Source organism: Martelella mangrovi (assembly GCF_040545495.1).
In the GTDB taxonomy this organism is placed as follows: Bacteria; Pseudomonadota; Alphaproteobacteria; order Rhizobiales; family Rhizobiaceae; genus Martelella; species Martelella mangrovi.
This window is the reverse complement of the sequence record NZ_JBEPLY010000008.1, coordinates 56947-73368: the sequence shown is the minus strand read 5'-3', so window position 1 is coordinate 73368 and position 16422 is coordinate 56947. Positions and strand designations below refer to the sequence as shown.

At 61.6% G+C, this 16422-nt stretch carries 15 protein-coding genes; 7 read left to right on the top strand and 8 right to left on the bottom strand.

Annotation, left to right across the window (positions count from 1 at the left end):
* The first annotated feature begins 54 nt into the window (after positions 1–54).
* The 3 genes from gltX (at position 55) to ABID12_RS12615 (ending at position 3958) form a co-directional block, all read left to right on the top strand.
* A complete protein-coding gene (gene gltX, locus ABID12_RS12625) occupies positions 55–1521 on the top strand; it encodes a glutamate--tRNA ligase (protein ID WP_354434495.1) in 1467 nt (488 codons plus the stop codon).
* Position 1522: 1 nt separating this feature from the next.
* Positions 1523–3016: a lysine--tRNA ligase gene (gene lysS, locus ABID12_RS12620; RefSeq protein WP_354434494.1), complete on the top strand. Its 1494-nt coding sequence runs from the start codon at positions 1523–1525 to the stop codon at positions 3014–3016.
* 180 nt (positions 3017–3196) lie between these two features.
* Positions 3197–3958 (top strand): SDR family NAD(P)-dependent oxidoreductase, encoded by a 762-nt coding sequence (locus ABID12_RS12615; RefSeq protein ID WP_319518949.1) that lies wholly within the window; start codon positions 3197–3199, stop codon positions 3956–3958.
* A gap of 49 nt (positions 3959–4007) precedes the next feature.
* On the opposite strand, the gene ABID12_RS12610 is transcribed toward ABID12_RS12615, so the two are convergent.
* Positions 4008–4742, bottom strand: coding sequence for an SDR family oxidoreductase (locus tag ABID12_RS12610; protein WP_354434493.1), 735 nt, complete (start codon positions 4740–4742; stop codon positions 4008–4010).
* A 105-nt stretch (positions 4743–4847) separates the two neighbouring features.
* Here ABID12_RS12610 and ABID12_RS12605 point away from each other — a divergent pair, with 105 nt between their 5' ends.
* Positions 4848–5741 carry a LysR family transcriptional regulator gene (locus ABID12_RS12605; RefSeq protein ID WP_354434492.1) on the top strand — a complete coding sequence of 298 codons (894 nt, stop codon included), beginning with the start codon at positions 4848–4850 and terminating at the stop codon, positions 5739–5741.
* Positions 5742–5915: 174 nt separating this feature from the next.
* On the opposite strand, the gene ABID12_RS12600 is transcribed toward ABID12_RS12605, so the two are convergent.
* The 6 genes from ABID12_RS12600 to ABID12_RS12575 form a co-directional block, all read right to left on the bottom strand.
* Positions 5916–6722 (bottom strand): ABC transporter ATP-binding protein, encoded by an 807-nt coding sequence (locus ABID12_RS12600; RefSeq protein ID WP_354434491.1) that lies wholly within the window; start codon positions 6720–6722, stop codon positions 5916–5918.
* Positions 6719–7522 carry an ATP-binding cassette domain-containing protein gene (locus ABID12_RS12595; RefSeq protein ID WP_354434490.1) on the bottom strand — a complete coding sequence of 268 codons (804 nt, stop codon included), beginning with the start codon at positions 7520–7522 and terminating at the stop codon, positions 6719–6721. The genes ABID12_RS12600 and ABID12_RS12595 overlap by 4 nt, the downstream gene beginning before the upstream one ends.
* Positions 7519–8337, bottom strand: a complete 819-nt coding sequence (locus ABID12_RS12590) for an ABC transporter permease (protein WP_354434489.1) — start codon at positions 8335–8337, stop codon at positions 7519–7521. The genes ABID12_RS12595 and ABID12_RS12590 overlap by 4 nt, the downstream gene beginning before the upstream one ends.
* Complete coding sequence (locus tag ABID12_RS12585) at positions 8334–9314, bottom strand: ABC transporter permease (RefSeq protein ID WP_435528228.1); 981 nt, start codon at positions 9312–9314, stop codon at positions 8334–8336. The genes ABID12_RS12590 and ABID12_RS12585 overlap by 4 nt, the downstream gene beginning before the upstream one ends.
* Positions 9315–9316: 2 nt before the next feature.
* Positions 9317–10822, bottom strand: a complete 1506-nt coding sequence (locus tag ABID12_RS12580) for an ABC transporter substrate-binding protein (protein WP_354434488.1) — start codon at positions 10820–10822, stop codon at positions 9317–9319.
* 124 nt (positions 10823–10946) lie between these two features.
* On the bottom strand, positions 10947–11855 hold the full coding sequence (locus ABID12_RS12575; protein WP_354434487.1) for a LysR family transcriptional regulator: 909 nt from the start codon (positions 11853–11855) through the stop codon (positions 10947–10949).
* A 183-nt stretch (positions 11856–12038) separates the two neighbouring features.
* Between ABID12_RS12575 and ABID12_RS12570 the strand changes: the two genes are divergently transcribed.
* Genes ABID12_RS12570 through nagA form a run of 3 tightly spaced genes read left to right on the top strand, consistent with a single transcriptional unit; the run spans position 12039 to position 15037 of the window.
* Positions 12039–12794 (top strand): GntR family transcriptional regulator, encoded by a 756-nt coding sequence (locus tag ABID12_RS12570; RefSeq protein WP_354434486.1) that lies wholly within the window; start codon positions 12039–12041, stop codon positions 12792–12794.
* 34 nt (positions 12795–12828) lie between these two features.
* On the top strand, positions 12829–13857 hold the full coding sequence (locus ABID12_RS12565) for an SIS domain-containing protein (protein ID WP_354434485.1): 1029 nt from the start codon (positions 12829–12831) through the stop codon (positions 13855–13857).
* A 1-nt stretch (position 13858) separates the two neighbouring features.
* On the top strand, positions 13859–15037 hold the full coding sequence (gene nagA, locus ABID12_RS12560; protein WP_354434484.1) for an N-acetylglucosamine-6-phosphate deacetylase: 1179 nt from the start codon (positions 13859–13861) through the stop codon (positions 15035–15037).
* Here the strand turns inward: nagA and ABID12_RS12555 are convergent.
* Entirely contained in the window at positions 15020–16168 is a 1149-nt protein-coding gene (locus tag ABID12_RS12555; protein ID WP_354434483.1) for an Mrp/NBP35 family ATP-binding protein, read from the bottom strand. The two genes, nagA and ABID12_RS12555, sit on opposite strands and share 18 nt — an antisense overlap.
* Between the last annotated feature and the right edge of the window lie 254 nt (positions 16169–16422).

Sequence of the window (16422 nt, the reverse complement as noted above, 5' to 3'; positions counted from 1 at the left end):
CGGGTGCATTGCTTCACGATAAACGCGATCCGGCCGGCAGCATGGACGATGATAATGACGACAACCGGCCCCCGCCTGCGCATTGCGCCTTCGCCTACCGGCGAACCGCATGTCGGCACAGCCTATACGGCACTGTTCAACTATCTCTACGCCAAGAAGATGGGCGGCACCTTTATCCTGCGTATCGAGGATACCGATGCCACCCGCTCGACGCCCGAGTTCGAGAAAAACGTTCTCGACGCGCTCAAATGGTGCGGCGTGGAGTGGGCGGAAGGCCCGGATGTCGGCGGTCCCTACGGGCCTTACCGCCAGTCCGACCGCAAGGACATCTACCGTCCCTTCGTCGACAAGCTGGTTGAAGACGGCCACGCCTTCCCGTGCTTCTGCACGCCGGAGCGTCTGGAGCTGATGCGCGCCGGTCAGCGCGCCGAAGGCCGCGCGCCGAAATATGACGGGCTGTGCATGCATCTGAAGGCGGAAGAGGTGAAGAGCCGCATCGACGCCGGCGAGCCGCACGTGATCCGCATGAAAATCCCGGAAGAGGGCGCCTGCAAGTTCACCGATGGCGTTTACGGCGATGTCGAAATCCCGTGGGATGCCGTCGACATGCAGGTCATCCTCAAGGGCGACGGCATGCCGACCTACCATATGGCCAATGTCGTAGACGACCATCTGATGAAGATCACCCATGTGGCGCGCGGCGAGGAATGGCTGGCCTCTGTGCCCAAGCACATCCTGCTTTATCGCTATCTCGGGCTGGAGCCGCCGCAGTTCTTCCATCTGCCCTTGATGAAGAACCCCGACAAGTCGAAGCTGTCGAAGCGGAAAAACCCGACCTCGATCTCCTATTATTCGGCGCTCGGTTTCCTGCCGGAAGCGCTGATGAACTTCCTCGGCCTGTTCTTCATCCAGATCGCCGAGGGCGAGGAGTTGATGGATATGGCCGAACTGATCGAGCAGTTCGATGCCGACAATCTCAACAAGGCCGGCGCCGTCTTCGACACGCAGAAGCTTGAATGGCTGAACGGCCGTTTCATCCGCGAAAAACTGTCCGAAGAGGATTTTATTCTCCGCGTCGCCGCCTGGGCATCGGAAAATGCCCGGCTGAAGGACGGCCTGAAGCTGTCGCAAAGCCGCATCGGCAAGCTTGGCGAACTGCCCGGCCTGATGGGCTTCCTGCTGGCGTCCGACATGGTGCCGGAGCCGCAGGCCTTTGCCAAGATCAAGAAGACCAATCCGGCGGAAATCCTCGAAATTCTGAAAGCCGTCCAGCCGGTGCTGGAAAAGCTGGTCGAATGGAATGCCGAAACCGTCGAGGGCGCGCTGCGTCAGCTTTCCGAGGACATGGACAAGAAGCTGCGCATCGTCGTCGCGCCGCTATTTGTCGCCATGTCCGGCTCGTCGCGCTCGCTGCCGCTGTTTGATTCCATGGCCGTTCTTGGCCGTGCCGTGGTGCGCCAGCGGCTGAAGGTCGCCGAAGGCGTGGTTGCGGGCATGGTTGCAGAGGAAGCAGGTAAGTAAGATGAACAAGAAGACCGAAGAACAGGCCCTTTCCTCCGACGCCACGGAAGTGCGCGCCCAGAAGCTTGAAATCCTGCGTGAGAAGATCGGCGATGTTTACCCCGCCCATTTCCACCGCACGATCACCAATGCCGAACTGGCGGAAAAATATGCCGACCTGCCCGACGATACCGTGACCGAGGATGTCGTCACCGTTGCCGGCCGGGTCTATTCGATGCGCAATTCCGGCATGTTCGTGGACCTGCGCGATGCTTCCGGCAAGATCCAGATTTTTTCGCACAAGGACACCACGCCGGAAGAAGTGCGTGAACTCTGGTCGCTGGTCGATCTTGCCGATATCGTCGGTGTGACCGGCGTAGTGCGCCGCACCAAGCGCGGCGAACTGACGATCAACGCGCATGAGATCACCATGCTCACCAAGGCGCTGAAGCCGATGCCCGAAAAATATCACGGGCTGGCCGATATCGAGACGCGCTATCGCCAGCGCTACCTCGACATCATGAGCAATGAAGACTCGAAGCTGCGCTTCATGCAGCGCTCGAAGATCCTGTCCGGCATTCGCCGTTTTCTGGAAGGCGAAGGCTTCATGGAAGTCGAGACGCCGATGCTGCAGGCCATCTATGGCGGTGCATCGGCCGATCCGTTCAAGACGCATCACAATGCGCTCGACATCGACATGTATCTCAGGATCGCGCCGGAACTTTACCTGAAGCGGATTCTGGTGTCCGGCCTCACCGACAAGGTGTTCGAGGTCAACCGCAACTTCCGCAACGAAGGCGTTTCGACCCGGCATAATCCCGAATTCACGATGATGGAATGCTACTGGGCCTATGCCGATTACGAGGACATGATGGGCATTGTCGAACGCATGTTCGAAACGCTCGCCATGACCCTGCATGACGCCACAACGGTGAAGTTCGGCGACAAGGAACTGGACTTCAAGGGCCCGTTCAAGCGCGTGCCGATGCCCGATGCGGTCAAGGAAGCAACCGGCATCGATTTCCTGTCAATTGCGACGGATGAGGAAGCGCGTGCGGCAGCGAAGGCAGCCGGCTTCGAAATCGAGGACGACTGGACCTGGGGCGAATGCCTGGCCTTCATTTTCGAGGAAAAGGTCGAGGCAAGCCTGATCCAGCCCTCGCATGTCACCCATTTCCCGAAGGATATTTCACCCTTTGCCAAGGAAGTGCCCGGCGAGCCGCGTCTGGTTGAGCGTTTCGAGACCTATGTCAACGGCTGGGAACTCGGCAATGCGTTCTCCGAGCTGAACGACCCGGTCGAGCAGCGCCGCCGCATGGTCGAACAGCTGGAACAGGCGCACGCCCGCGGAGAGCTGGAAAAACAGCTCGACGACGACTTCCTCAACGCCATGGACCACGGCATGCCGCCGGCCGGCGGTCTCGGGATCGGCATCGACCGCCTGATCATGCTTCTGACCGACGGCCCGTCGATCCGCGACGTCATCCTGTTCCCGGCGCGTCGGCAGCGGGACTGAGACAAACGCTTAAAAACACAAAGGCCCTGACGGGAAACCGTCGGGGCCTTTGTGTTTCAGCGACGTTTCCTTTTGCTGAAAGGCGTTCCTGTCGGTTTCCAGAATTGCGCTTTCCCATTGTTTTCATTTGTCTAATCATTAGATTAGGAAACGGAAACAAATGAAACAGGGAGTCATGTCATGTCTGGCATCATGGACGGAAAAACCGGGTTTGTAACCGGGGCTGCAAACGGCATCGGGCGCGGGATCGCGCTGGAACTGGCGGCCGAGGGTGCGCATGTGGTCGTCAGCGATCTGGCCGCTTCCGAAAAGGAAGGCGAGGCGGTTGTCGAGGAAATCACAAAAGCCGGCGGCAAGGCGGTTTTCGTGGCCGCCGACGTCACATCTTCAGCCGACATCGACGCCCTGTTTGAAAAGACCCGCGCACTGGATGGTCATCTCGATTTTGTGGTCAACAATGCCGGTATCGGCCCGAAGGGCGAAATCGCGGAAAGCGACGACAAGACCTATGATCTTGCTATGGATATCAACCTGAAAAGCGTCTTCCGGGTCATGCGCGAGGCCATGAAGGTGTTCCGTGAACAGGGCAAGGGTGGCGCGATCCTGAATATATCCTCGGTCGCCGGCATGACCGGGCTTGCAACGGCAGGAATTTATTCCGCCTCCAAGCACGGCATTATCGGGTTTACCAAGACCGGTGCCGTTGAAGGCGGTGCAGATGGCATCCGCGTCAACGCGATCCTGCCCAATGCCATCAAGTCCAAACTGCTTGAAGGATCATCGGAAGAATTCCTGAAGCTGATTACGGAGCCGCAGGCAATCCAGCGCCTCGGCGAACCGGAGGAGGTCGGCGCGGCCGCCGCTTTCCTGCTTTCCGACAAGGCATCGTTCATCACCGGCGTCAGCCTGCCGGTCGACGGCGGCTATCTCGCCAGCAACTGATTGGTATAAAGGCCCGAAACAAACACTACGTTGTTTCGGGCCTTTTTTCTCAGACCATGCCGCCATTGACGCGCAGCACCTGGCCGGTGACGTAGCGCGCGGCATCGCTCACCAGAAAGGCGACGACGTCGGCGATATCGTCCGGTTCGCCAAGGCGGCCTGCCGGGATCATGCCGGTGAGCCGCGCAATCAGTTCCTCGCTTTTGCCGGTGAGAAACAGTTCCGTTGCGACCGGGCCGGGGGCAACGGCGTTGACGGTGATATTGTGCGACGCCAGCTCCTTCGCCGCGATATGGGTCATGGTTTCAACCGCGGCCTTGGTTGCGGCATAGACGCCGTAGGATGGCAGCTTGAGGCCGACGACACTGGTTGAAAAATTGACGATGCTGCCGCCGTCGGCAAGCCGGTTGGCTGCCTCGCGCATGCCCCTGAAGGCGCCGCCGAAATTGACGGCGACCTCGCGTTCGAAGGTTTCGTCGTTGAAATCCTTGAGCGGTGAAAGCTGCAGAATGCCGCCATTGTTGATGAGAATATCGGCTTTGCCATAGGTCGCTTCCGCCGTATCGAAAAGCGCCTTTACACCGGCTGTCGTGCTGATATCGGCCTGAACCGCGACCGCCTTTCCGCCGTCGCCGGTAATGGCGGCAACCACCTCGTCCGCGGCAGTGGCGTTGCTTGCATAGTTGACGATCACCTCGATACCGTCTTTCGCCAGCCTTTTGGCGATTTCCGCGCCGATACCGCGCGATGCGCCGGTGATGATTGCTGTCTTGCTGTCGGTCATGGCTGTTTCCTTTCATTCTGCGATGACGGCAAGATAAGCTGCCTTCCATAAGAAATAATCTCCTGATAAACGACATGATAATTCGGAAATCTGGAACAATTGGCCATGGATCGACTGGACCGTATGCAGCTTTTCACCCGTGTCGTGGAACGCGGCAGTTTTTCGGCTGCGGCGAACGACCTCGCTCTTGGGCGTTCCACCGCGACGGAGGCGATCAAGGCGCTTGAGGCCGATCTTGGCGTCCGGCTTCTGGAGCGCACCACGCGGCATGTGCGGACAACGCCGGATGGTGCTGCGTTTTACCGGCGCTGCATTGCTATCCTCGCCGAGGTCGAGGAAGCCGAAAGCGCCTTTAAGACCGGAAACCCTGAAGGTCTGCTGCGTATCGAGGCGCATCCCTATCTGACGCGGACGTTTCTGCTGCCCGCCCTGCCGGATTTTCTGAAGCGCTATCCGGGGCTGCGGATACAGTTCGGTCAGGGTGATCGCTATGCCGATCTGGTGCGCGAAGGGGTCGACTGCGCCATTCGCGCCGGTGAGCTGGACGACAGCACGCTGATTGCCCGTCGCCTCGGACATCTCGATGAGGTGACCTGTGCGAGCCCGGACTATGTTGAACAATACGGACGGCCCGAAACGCCTGACGATCTTGACGGTCACATTGCCGTCGGGTTCATTTCTTCGCGCACCGGCGATGTCATGCCGCTGGAACTGATTGAAGGCGGCAAAACCCGTTTCATCAGCCTGCCATGCCGGGTCACGGCAAATGATTCCGGAACCGCCATCGCGCTTGCGCGTCTTGGCTTCGGGCTGGTGCAGGCGCCGCGCTATCACTTTGCCGAGGATCTCAAGGCGGGCCGGATGGTGGAAATTCTCGCGGATTTTCCGCCGCCGCCGACCCCGCTTACCGCCCTTTATCCGCAAAACAGGCAGACAGCGCCGCGGCTTCGGGTCTTTCTTGACTGGGTCGGCGGCATTTTTGCAGGCGGCATGGTATGAAACCGTCTGCCGAAAATGACAAATTCTTCATTCTTCTTGTCTCCGGTGCGGCGGCGTCCCACATACTGAGAAATGACGCAAGGTTGCATGATGCGGCCTTGCGGAAGACTGTCTCTCCCGCGGTTTTCGTAAAACCGTGATATGAGGGCCCGGCCGGGAAACCGGACCGGGCCCTTATCCGTTCGGCTCGTGCTTTTGCCGTCGACGCCGGAGGCCGCCCGAAAGGGTCGGTTCGGCAGCCAGAAGACGCCTGGTATAGGCTTCACGCGGTGCATTGAGGACCGTGTGGACCGGGCCTTCCTCGACAATATTGCCGGCCTGCATCACGGCCACCCGGTCGCAGATTTCATCGACGACGGCAATGTTGTGGGTAATCAGCACGATCGAGACGCCGTGGACCGCGCGCATCGAAAGAAGAAGTTTCAGGATCTGGGCCTGAACCGTGACGTCCAGCGCGGAGGTCGGCTCGTCGGCCACCAGCAGTTTCGGACGGGTAATCAGCGCGCGGGCAATGGCGATGCGCTGGCGCTGGCCGCCGGAAAACTGATGCGGGTAGCGGTCGATATCGGCGGGATCGAGGCCGACTTCTTCCAGAAGCGCTGCGATCCGTGCTCGCCGTTGTGCGCCGCGCGGCGGGTTTTCTTCCAGATGAAGCGGTTCGCCGATGATCCGCCCGACCGTGTGGCGCGGATCGAGCGAGCCGTATGGGTCCTGAAACACCATCTGGAAATGACGGCGCAGGCGGCGCAAACGCCGTTCGAAAAGCGCGGTGAGGCTTTGGCCTTCGAAGAGCACGGTCCCCGATGTCGGCCGGTCGAGCGCCATGATCAGCCGGGCGAGGGTGGATTTTCCCGATCCGCTCTCACCGACAATGCCGAGAATTTCGCCGGGCTGAAGGCTGAGCGAGACCCCGTCGAGGGCGGCCGGGCCGTCGGCGTGGTAATGGCGGGAAAGGTTTTCGGCGGTCAGCAGCGGGGTCATGACATGCCCTCCAGTCCGGCGCGCGCCCGTCGGGGCAGCGATGAAAGCAGCCGTTTGGTATAGGCATGGGCCGGGCGGCGGATCACATCTTCCGTCGCCCCGGTTTCCATCGCAAGACCGTCATGCATCACCAGCATCCGGTCGGCCATCTGCGCAATCACACCGATGTCGTGGGAAATCAGCATCAGGCCGATATCGAGGTCGCGCACCAGCGTGTCGAGGATGTCGAGGATTTCTGCCTGAACGGTGACGTCGAGCGCGGTTGTCGGCTCATCGGCAATCAGAAGGTCCGGCTTCAGGGCAAGCGCGATGGCGATGCCGATCCGCTGGCGTTCGCCACCGGAAAGCTCATGCGGATAGGAATTTATTCTGTCTTCCGCCCGTGCGATCCTGACCATCGCCATCAGCCGCAATGCTTCACGCCTTGCGTCTGCGCGCGAAATCGCGCGGTGAAGCCGCAGGGCCTCTGCGATCTGTTTTCCAACTGTCATCGCCGGGTTGAGCGCGGTCATCGGTTCCTGAAAGATCATGCCGATCCGTGCGCCCCGGATTGCACTCATTTCACGTTCGCAAAGCCCGATCAGGTTTTCGCCGTCAAGGCGGATTATGCCGGTGGCCGTCGCATCGCCGGGCAAAAGCCCGATTGTGGCCAGCGCCAGCATCGACTTGCCGGAGCCGCTTTCGCCGACAATGCCCAGCGTTTCGCCGCGCGCCAGCGAAAGACTGATGCCGTGGAGCACGGTTTTTCCGGCGTTTTCACCCTTGAAGCTGATCCTGAGATTGTCGATTTCAAGCATCATCGGCGCTGCCTCCGGCGCGGATCGGTGAGGTCGCGCAGCCCGTCGCCCAAGAGGTTCAGTCCGAGCACGGCAAGGCAGATTGCAAGGCCGGGCGCAAACACGAGATGCGGCGCGGCGGAAAGATAGGTCTGGGCCTCGGCCAGCATCCGGCCCCAGGAGGGCGTGGGCGGAGAAACGCCCAGACCGAGAAAGGAAAGCCCCGCCTCCGTCAGGATCGCAAGCCCGGTCTGGATCGCAAACTGCACGATGATCTGCGCAGCGATGTTGGGCAGCACATGTTCGAACGTGATCCGGGGGCCGGATTTTCCGGCCATGCGGGCAGCGAGGATGTAATCGCGCGCGCCGATCTGCAGCGCCGCCCCCCGTGTCACCCGGGCAAATACCGGCACCATGAACAACGCGATCGCGGTGATTGTGGTGACCGGCCCGCCACCGAGAACGGCGGCCAGCAGAAGGGCCGACAGCACCGGCGGAAACGCAAAGATCACGTCGTTGACCCGCATCGTCACCGCCTCGAAACGCCCGCGCGAGGCCGCTGCCGCCGTGCCGAGAACCGTGCCGAACGCGCCGCCGGTAAGAACGCCTGAAAAGGCAATGCCGAGCGAAGTCCAGGCGCCCGCCATGATCATCGAGGCTTCGTCGCGGCCGAACTGGTCGGCCCCCAGAAGGCCGCCCGGTCCCGGCTGCTTCAGGCGGGCCGGAATGTTGATCATGGTCGGGTCCGCCGGCGTCCAGAACCGGCTGACGACCGCGGCGATAACAAACAGGGCCGTGATCGCGCCGCCGATCATAAGGGAAAGGGGCAGGCGTTTCATCGTCTCAACCTCGGATCGATGACGGCATAAAGCGCATCGACAATGAAGTTCAGGCCCATGACGATGACGGCGAACAGCAGAGCGACATTCTGCACCACGATCAGGTCCCGCTGGGCAAGCGCCTGATAGGCAAGCGTGCCCATACCCGGCAGGGTGAACACGTTTTCGACCAGCACCGTGCCGGCAACCAGCACGGAGATCTGCATGCCCAGCATGGTCACGACCGGGATCAGCGCATTCGGCACCACGTGGCGCCAGAGCGCATAGGCGGGCGTTGCCCCCTTGGCGCGGGCCGTGCGCACGAAATCCTCGGTTGCGATTTCGATGACGGCGGTGCGGGTGACGCGGGTCAGCACCGCGGCCTGCGGAATGGCAAGGGCAATGGCGGGAAGCGCAAGTGCATTGAGGGCTGTCAGAAAACCGCTTTCCCAGTCCGGAAACCCGCCGGCGGGAAACCAGCCGAAGGTGAGCGCCACGGCGAGGATGAGCAGAAGGCCGATCCAGAAATTGGGCACCGCAATGCCGATCTGGGCAAACAGCGCAGCAAATAGGTCAACCGGGCCGTTGGGCCGGGCCGCCGCCAGAACGCCCAGCGGCAGCGCGATTGTCACCGAAAGGAGAATGGCAAGCCCTGCAAGCGGCAGAGTGACGGCCAGACGTTCGGCAATCAGCGTGCCGACCGGGGTGGAATAGGTGTAGGAGGTGCCGAAATCCCCCGTCAGAACCCCGCCCAGCCAGCCGATATAGCGCAGGAGAAACGGTTGATCGAGGCCAAGCTGATGGCGCAGTGCGGCCAGTGTATCGGGAGCGGCCGATGTGCCCAGCATGATCTCCGCCGGATCGCCCGGCACAGCCGCCATCACCGAAAAGATGACGAAGGAAACGGCCAGCAGGCTTGCGACCAGAAACGCGAAACGGCGCGCCAGCCGCGCCGGCGCCCCGCCCTTGTGTGCCTTGTGATATGCGGCTCGCGCCAAGTCTAGTCGCTCCAGCGGGCTTCGGTGACATCGTTGGAGGGCACCGGTTCATTGGTCCACATGCCCTCAAGACCGGCCTTCCAGATGCCGATCTTCGGCCAGGCATAGAGAAACAGCGCCGGTACGTCCTCGGCCAGAATGTCCTGCGCCTGCCTGTAGCCGTCAAGCCGTTCGTTTTCACTTGTCGCCCTGGCGATTGCAGCCATGGTGGCGTCAAAATCGGCATTGTCATAGTTGAAGTAATAGGGGTGGCGGGCATAGATGCTGATATCGAGCGGTTCGGCATGGCCGATAATGGTCATGTCGTAATTGGTGTCCTTGAACACGTCCTGGATCCAGGTTGCGGGAAACTCCGAGGTCTCGATCGTTGCCGTGACGCCGCCCTGTGCGAAATAGGCCTGTATGATTTCCGCCGCGCGCTCGGCATAGGCCCGGTTCGGCACCTTCATGGTGAAGGAAAATCCGTCCGGATAACCCGCTTCGGCAAGAAGCGCTTTTGCGGCTTCCGGGTCGTAGGGCAGAACGCCGGTCAGGTCCTCATATCCGGCGTCCGATGGCGAGAAATGGCTGCCGATCGGCGTGCCGAAACCTGAATTGGCGGCATCCACGATCGCCTGCCGGTCGATCATCATCATCAGGGCCTGGCGCACGCGGCGATCGTCAAAGGGCGGTTCGGCATTGTTCATGCCGGCAACCACTTCCATGCCGGTGGTGCCGGGAACGACGGCGAAGTCTTTCTTGGTCTCGAACTGGCTGACCAGTTCGGGCGCACCGAATTCGGGAATGGCGTCGACACCGCCGGCATTGAGTGCCGCGGCCTGGGCCTGCGGATCGGCGATGAAACGGAAGGTGATGTTTTCAAGCGCCGGCTTCTCGCCCCAGTAGTCCGGATAGGCGGCGAGCGTGACCTGATTGCCCTTGCGCCATTCGGAAAAGGCGAACGGGCCGGTGCCGACCGGGTCGGTGGCGTTTGTCGGTTCGCTTTGCGGCTCCACCATCACGGCGGCGGGAAAGCCAAGCCAGTAGAGCAGGTCATAGGCCGGCTGCGAAAGGTGCAGCACCAACGTGCCGTCATCCGGCGCTTCAACGCTCTCAATGGCGCTGTAGAGCGCCTTTTGCGGATTGATGGAATCGTCGGCGATGATCCGGTCGATTGAAAACTTCGCGGTTTCGGCGTTAAAGGCCGCGCCATTCTGGAAGGTGACACCCTCGCGTAGATCGAAAGTGTAGGTCAGTCCGTCATCGGAAATGGTCCAGCCGGTGGCCAGCTGGGGGACGATTTCGCCTGCCTCGGTAATGGCGACAAGGCCTTCAAACAGGTTTTGCCAGACCACCTGGCCGATGGCCACCGGCGCGGCGGCTGTCGGGTCGAGGCCGGTGGGCTCGATGCCCATGCCGATCACCAGATCGTTGCGCGCCTCGGCGGCAGCCGATGAAACGGTAATGAGGCCGGTCAGGGCGGCGGCTGCAATAATGGTGCGGGCGGCTTTGCCGGGATATCTGGTCATGTCGGAGAAGACCTTTCCAATGAAGAGAACCGGACGGTCTATACCGTGATAGATACTTGAGTGTAAACTGTTAATAAATAAAAAGAATTCAGTGTAACGATAATCGTTTCACTGAATATTGCAGTCACCCGGTTGGGCAGGACCTGGACAGGAAGGTCTTTAAGAATTCCGCAAGCTGGCTGGCGGCAAAGGTCGGGGTCGGGCCTGCCGTCCTGATCAGGCGAATATCGGTGGCGATCTCGCTTTTTTTCTCGAATGGCCGGACGGTCAGGGCCTTTTCTCGGATTTCGCGGGCAACGGTCATGGCCGGCAGGATCAGCACCGCCGCCCCGCTGCGCGCCAGTTCCTTCTGCAGCTCCAGCGACGAGGTTTCGAAGGCCGCCGCCATCGGCTCGAAACCGGCCACGCGCTGGCGGGCGTCGAAATCGCGGCGAATGCTGAAGGCCCGGTCGGGCATGGCAACCGCATGTTCGCGGATTGCTTCGGGCGTGATCGTGTCGTTGGCCGCCAGCGGATGGTCCGGGGCCATGACAGGCTCGTGCAGAACCGGCAGTTCGAACAGCGTTTCGGTCTGTATGTCCGGCGGGGAGAACATCGTGACCGCCAGATCGGTCTCGCCTGCGGCAACAGCGCGGATTGCAGCCTCTGCCGAACAGACGGTCACGGCAATCGAGATTGCGGGATAAAGCGCATAGAATTCGGCAAGGGCCGGCGCCAGGATTGCGCTGATCACAGCGCCGTTGACATGCAGCGAAACGTGACCGGCCTTCAGGCCGCGCAGATCGTCAATCACCTGCCGGGCGCTTTCGAGATCGCGGATCACGGCAAGCGTCCGTTCCGCCAGCAGGGTGCCTGCCGCAGTCAGGACGATCCCGCGCGCGCCGCGCTCCACCAGCGGGGCATCGAAATAGGATTCGAGATTTTCAAGCTGGCGGCTGACGGCCATGGGTGAGACCCCGAGCGCTTCGGCCGCCTGCCGGATCGAGCGCGAGCGCACCAGTTCGTTGAAATAGATAATCGCCTGAAGCTGCATGTATTTTTACCGGTTTCTGTCGCTGTATTTGATCCGTAATCGGGCCTCGGGGCAAGCCTTGTGCAAGGTTGCAGGCGCTTTGATTTTCCGATTATCGCGCACTTGCCTTGTCGCAAAGGTCTTGTAATTTGGTATTTGATTGGTATCTTTTATCGTGGAGGGCAATGCCGGACAGGACATGGCATGAATATGCAGGAACCGTTCAAGGATATCGACCTTGCGGGCGATGGCCCACTCTACAGACGCCTGAAAGCAGCCATTGCGACGGTAATCGCGCGTGGCGATCTGGAAAGCGGCGCGGCGCTGCCGCCGGAGCGTGATCTGGCCGAACTGCTCGGCGTCAGCCGGGTGACCGTCCGCCGTGCGATTGCCGAACTGACAAGCGAGGGTGTGCTGACCCGCCGTCATGGGGCGGGAACCTTTGTTGCCTTGCCGATCGATCGTATCGAGCAACCGCTCAAACGTTTGACATCCTTCACCGAAGACATGATGGCGCGCGGCCTCAAGCCGCGTTCGCGCTGGCTGGAGCGGGGGCTGTTTCCCGCTTCGCCGGAGGAAGCGGACACGTTCGGCATTGCCCCGGGCACAGAGGTCGCCCGCCTCAGCCGCATCCGTTTCGGCAGCAACCGGCCGATGGCGCTGGAGCATACATCCCTGCCCGGCGATATCATGGATGCGCCGGAGGCCGTCGGGCCTTCGCTTTATGCGGCCCTTGCCGAACGCGGTATCCGGCCTGAACGCGCAAATGAACGCATCACGGCCTGTGTCCTGAACGATGAGCAGGCGGACCTTCTGGGCGTGCCCTCCGGCTCGCCGGCGCTGACCATTTTGCGTACCGGGTTCGATGCCGCCGGTCGCGTGATTGAAATGACCAGATCCTATTATCGAAGCGATATTTACGACCTTGTCGCCGAACTGACGTTTTCCAATGACGAATAGGCGCGGCGATGCAACATGACCGAAAGACCCTGCAATGACTGATCCGACCCATATGCGCCGTGAAATCGATGAGATTCCTGCTGCTGCCGCACGGCTGCTTGAGGGCAGCGGCAAGGCCTTTGCCGGCGCCGGCAAGGCGCTTGCCGAAAAGGACCCGGGCGTCATTGTCACCGTCGCGCGCGGTTCCTCCGATCATGCGGCGCTGTTCCTCAAATACGCGATCGAGCTGACGACCGGCGTTCCCGTGGCCTCGCTCGGCCCTTCGCTGGCCTCGATCTATGATGCGAAGCTGAAGATGGGATCGGCGGCGGCAATCTGTATTTCCCAGTCCGGCAAGAGCCCGGATATCGTCGCGCTCGGCAAATCGGCCCGCGCCGGTGGGGCGCTGACGCTTTCGCTCGTCAACACCATCGCCTCTCCGCTTGCAGATGTCACCGACCAGCCGATCGATATTGCCGCCGGGCCGGAAAAGGCGGTGGCGGCGACCAAGTCCTATGTCAATTCCATCATTGCCGGCCTTGCCGTGCTTGCCGAATGGGCCGGCGATGCCGCGTTGAAAAGTGCGCTCGCCAGGCTGCCCGATGACCTCGACAAGGCGCTTGCCTGTGACTGGTCGCCGCTGATGGCTTCGCTGAAGGAGACGCAGTCGCTCTATGTGCTGGGCCGCGGACCAAGTTTTGCGATTGCCAGCGAGGCGGCGCTGAAATGCAAGGAAACCTCCGAGCTGCATGCCGAGGCCTATTCGTCTGCGGAAGTCCTGCACGGGCCGGTCTCGCTGGTCGAGGCACGCTTTCCGGTGATCGCCTTTGCCGCGCGCGACAAGGCGGAAGCCGCGATTGCCAAAACCGCCTCCGGGATGGCGGCCAAGGGGGCTGACGTGTTCCTGTCGTCCGACAGGGGGGAGAAGACTACACGCCTTCCCTTCGTGGCCACCGGTCATCCGCTGACCGATGCGCTGGCGCTGATCGTGCCCTATTACAGCTTCGTCGAGACGCTGTCGCGGGCTCGCGGCCTCAACCCCGATCAACCGGTGGCGCTCAACAAGGTGACGGAGACCGAGTAAGATGAAAAAGGCAATCTGCGGCGCAAGGCTGTTTGACGGTGAAAGTTTTCGCGACGGTCTGGCGCTTGTTTTTTCCGAAGAAGGGATCGAGGCCCTTGTGGCCGAGCGCCGCGTGCCTGCCGATGCCGAGATCATCCGCGTCGACGGGCATATTCTGGCGCCGGGCTTTGTCGACCTTCAGGTCAATGGCGGCGGTGGAGTGCTGTTCAACAACGATCCGAGCCTTGAGGGGCTGAAGACGATCTGCCGTGCCCATGCGCAGTTCGGCACGACCTCGCTGTTGCCGACGCTGATCACCGATACGCCCGAGGTCGTGCATCAGGCGGTTGCCGCCGGACGCGCGGCACGGGCAGAAGGAATTCCCGGCTTTCTCGGCCTGCATCTGGAAGGCCCGCATCTGGCGCTTGCGAAAAAAGGCACGCATGACCCGGCGCTGATCCGTCCGATGGAAACGGTCGATTGCGATTTTCTCGTTGAAAATGCCGGCGCTTTCGGTGTCGCGCTGATCACCGTGGCGCCGGAAAGTGTCAAACGCCAGCAGGTCGCGCGGCTTGCCGCGGCAGGGTATACGGTTAGTCTCGGCCATACCGGAACAGACTGCGCCACGGCCGGCGAATACCGCATGGCCGGCGCCACCATGGCCACCCATCTTTTCAATGCGATGAGCCCGCTCAACCATCGTGAGCCCGGTCTGGTCGGTGCCGCCCTTTCCGATGGCGGGCTTTCCTGCGGCCTGATTGCCGATGGCTATCACGTCGATCCCGTGGCCATGGGCATTGCGCTCAGAGCCAAGAAAGGCCCCGGACGGATCTTTCTGGTGACCGATGCGATGTCGGTGACGGGAACGGATATGGAGTGCTTTACCCTCAATGGCCGGACGATCTATCGCAGCGAAGGTCGTCTGACGCTCGCCAACGGCACGCTTGCCGGTGCCGATACCGACATGCTGACCTGTGTGATGAACTGCCACCGCGACCTCGGGGTGCCGCTTGAGGAGGCCCTGCGCATGGCCTCGCTCTATCCGGCGGATGCCGTCAACGCCAAGAACAAGGGGCGGCTTCAGGAAGGGGCCGACGCCGATTTCGTGCTGCTGGGCGAAGACCTGTCGCTGGCCGCAACCTATATCGGCGGCACCTGCGTGTTTTCGGCAGGCGACAGCGCTTCAGTCGAACACGATTGACGGGCCGCTCTTGCTGGCGCCGGCCTCAATGCCTGCCCGGGTAGCCTTCGCAATCGCCCGGTAGGCAGCTACATGCGGGCCATCCGGTTCGCCGGCGACCACCGGTGTTCCGGCATCCGATGTGGTGCGGATATCCATGGCCAGCGGCACTTCGCCCAGGAACGGCACGCCGATCTTCTCCGCTTCCGCTTTCGCGCCGCCATGGCCGAAGATGTGATGGGTCTCGCCGCAGCTCGGGCAGATGAAGGCGCTCATGTTTTCGACGATGCCGAGAACCGGCACGGACACCTTGTTGAACATCGCGATTGCCTTGCGCGCATCGATCAGCGCCAGGTCCTGCGGGGTGGAGACCACCACGCTTCCGGCCAGCGGCACCTGCTGGGCCATGGTCAGCTGCGCATCGCCCGTGCCCGGCGGCATGTCGACCACCAGAACATCGAGCTTCCCCCAGGAAACCTCGCGCAGCATCTGCATCAGCGCGGACTGCACCATCGGTCCGCGCCAGATGACGGCCGTGCCCTCATCGACCAGAAAGCCGATCGACATGACCTTGAGGCCGTATTTCTCCATCGGCATGATTGTGCGGCCGGGCCCTTGCATCGGCCGGCCGGAAAGGCCCATCAGCCTGGGGATCGACGGGCCGTAGATATCGGCATCAAGCAGACCGACCTTCAGCCCTTCGGCCGCAAGGCCCAGCGCCAGGTTGACCGATGTGGTCGACTTGCCGACACCGCCCTTGCCCGAGGCAACGGCAATGATGGAGCCAATGCCGGGGATTTCCGGCTTTGCTGCGGTACGGCTGCCGCCGGACGGCCCCTTTGGCTGCTCACCTTTGGGGGCTGCTGCGGCGCGTTTATCTGGCCTGCCGCCTGCCTGGTCGGCGGGTTTGTCGGCTGTCAGCGTCACCAGCGCCTGGCGTGCGCCGGGCAGGGCCTCGACGGCCTTTTGCGCGGCAAGTCTGATGGGCTCGAAAGCCTCGACGTTTTCGGCCGGCACGCTGAGCGAAAAATAGACCTTTCCCTCGGCAATGAAGATATCGGAGACCAGCCCGCTGGAGGCCAGCGGCTTGCCGTCCGGCAGTGTCACGAGTTCGAGGCTTTTGAGAACCTGTTCCTTGCTGATATCGGTCATGGCGCCCTTCCTGTTCTGACACTCGTGTCTAGATAGTGAAAATTGTCCGCCGCGCCAATGGCAAAGCGATCATGCAGCCGTGTCATATGCGTGATGGCGCGTGCAAGAAACGGGGGTTTGTGCAGATGTCGCGGGCAAGCAGAAAACAGAAACGCCAGCGCAAAGATTAAGACTTTGAAAGTCCGTCGCGCCGGCGTTTCTGTTGTTTTCAACTCGCGCTCTTGGGCGCGTGCTTGTTTTTATCCCCTCTGGAA

Coding starts and splice junctions, on each gene's coding strand:
- gltX (WP_354434495.1), top strand. CDS start 55: ATGACGACAACCGGCCCCCGCCTGCGCATTGCGCCTTCGCCTACCGGC.
- lysS (WP_354434494.1), top strand. CDS start 1,523: ATGAACAAGAAGACCGAAGAACAGGCCCTTTCCTCCGACGCCACGGAA.
- ABID12_RS12615 (WP_319518949.1), top strand. CDS start 3,197: ATGTCTGGCATCATGGACGGAAAAACCGGGTTTGTAACCGGGGCTGCA.
- ABID12_RS12610 (WP_354434493.1), bottom strand. CDS start 4,742: ATGACCGACAGCAAGACAGCAATCATCACCGGCGCATCGCGCGGTATC.
- ABID12_RS12605 (WP_354434492.1), top strand. CDS start 4,848: ATGGATCGACTGGACCGTATGCAGCTTTTCACCCGTGTCGTGGAACGC.
- ABID12_RS12600 (WP_354434491.1), bottom strand. CDS start 6,722: ATGACCCCGCTGCTGACCGCCGAAAACCTTTCCCGCCATTACCACGCC.
- ABID12_RS12595 (WP_354434490.1), bottom strand. CDS start 7,522: ATGATGCTTGAAATCGACAATCTCAGGATCAGCTTCAAGGGTGAAAAC.
- ABID12_RS12590 (WP_354434489.1), bottom strand. CDS start 8,337: ATGAAACGCCTGCCCCTTTCCCTTATGATCGGCGGCGCGATCACGGCC.
- ABID12_RS12580 (WP_354434488.1), bottom strand. CDS start 10,822: ATGACCAGATATCCCGGCAAAGCCGCCCGCACCATTATTGCAGCCGCC.
- ABID12_RS12575 (WP_354434487.1), bottom strand. CDS start 11,855: ATGCAGCTTCAGGCGATTATCTATTTCAACGAACTGGTGCGCTCGCGC.
- ABID12_RS12570 (WP_354434486.1), top strand. CDS start 12,039: ATGAATATGCAGGAACCGTTCAAGGATATCGACCTTGCGGGCGATGGC.
- ABID12_RS12565 (WP_354434485.1), top strand. CDS start 12,829: ATGACTGATCCGACCCATATGCGCCGTGAAATCGATGAGATTCCTGCT.
- nagA (WP_354434484.1), top strand. CDS start 13,859: ATGAAAAAGGCAATCTGCGGCGCAAGGCTGTTTGACGGTGAAAGTTTT.
- ABID12_RS12555 (WP_354434483.1), bottom strand. CDS start 16,168: ATGACCGATATCAGCAAGGAACAGGTTCTCAAAAGCCTCGAACTCGTG.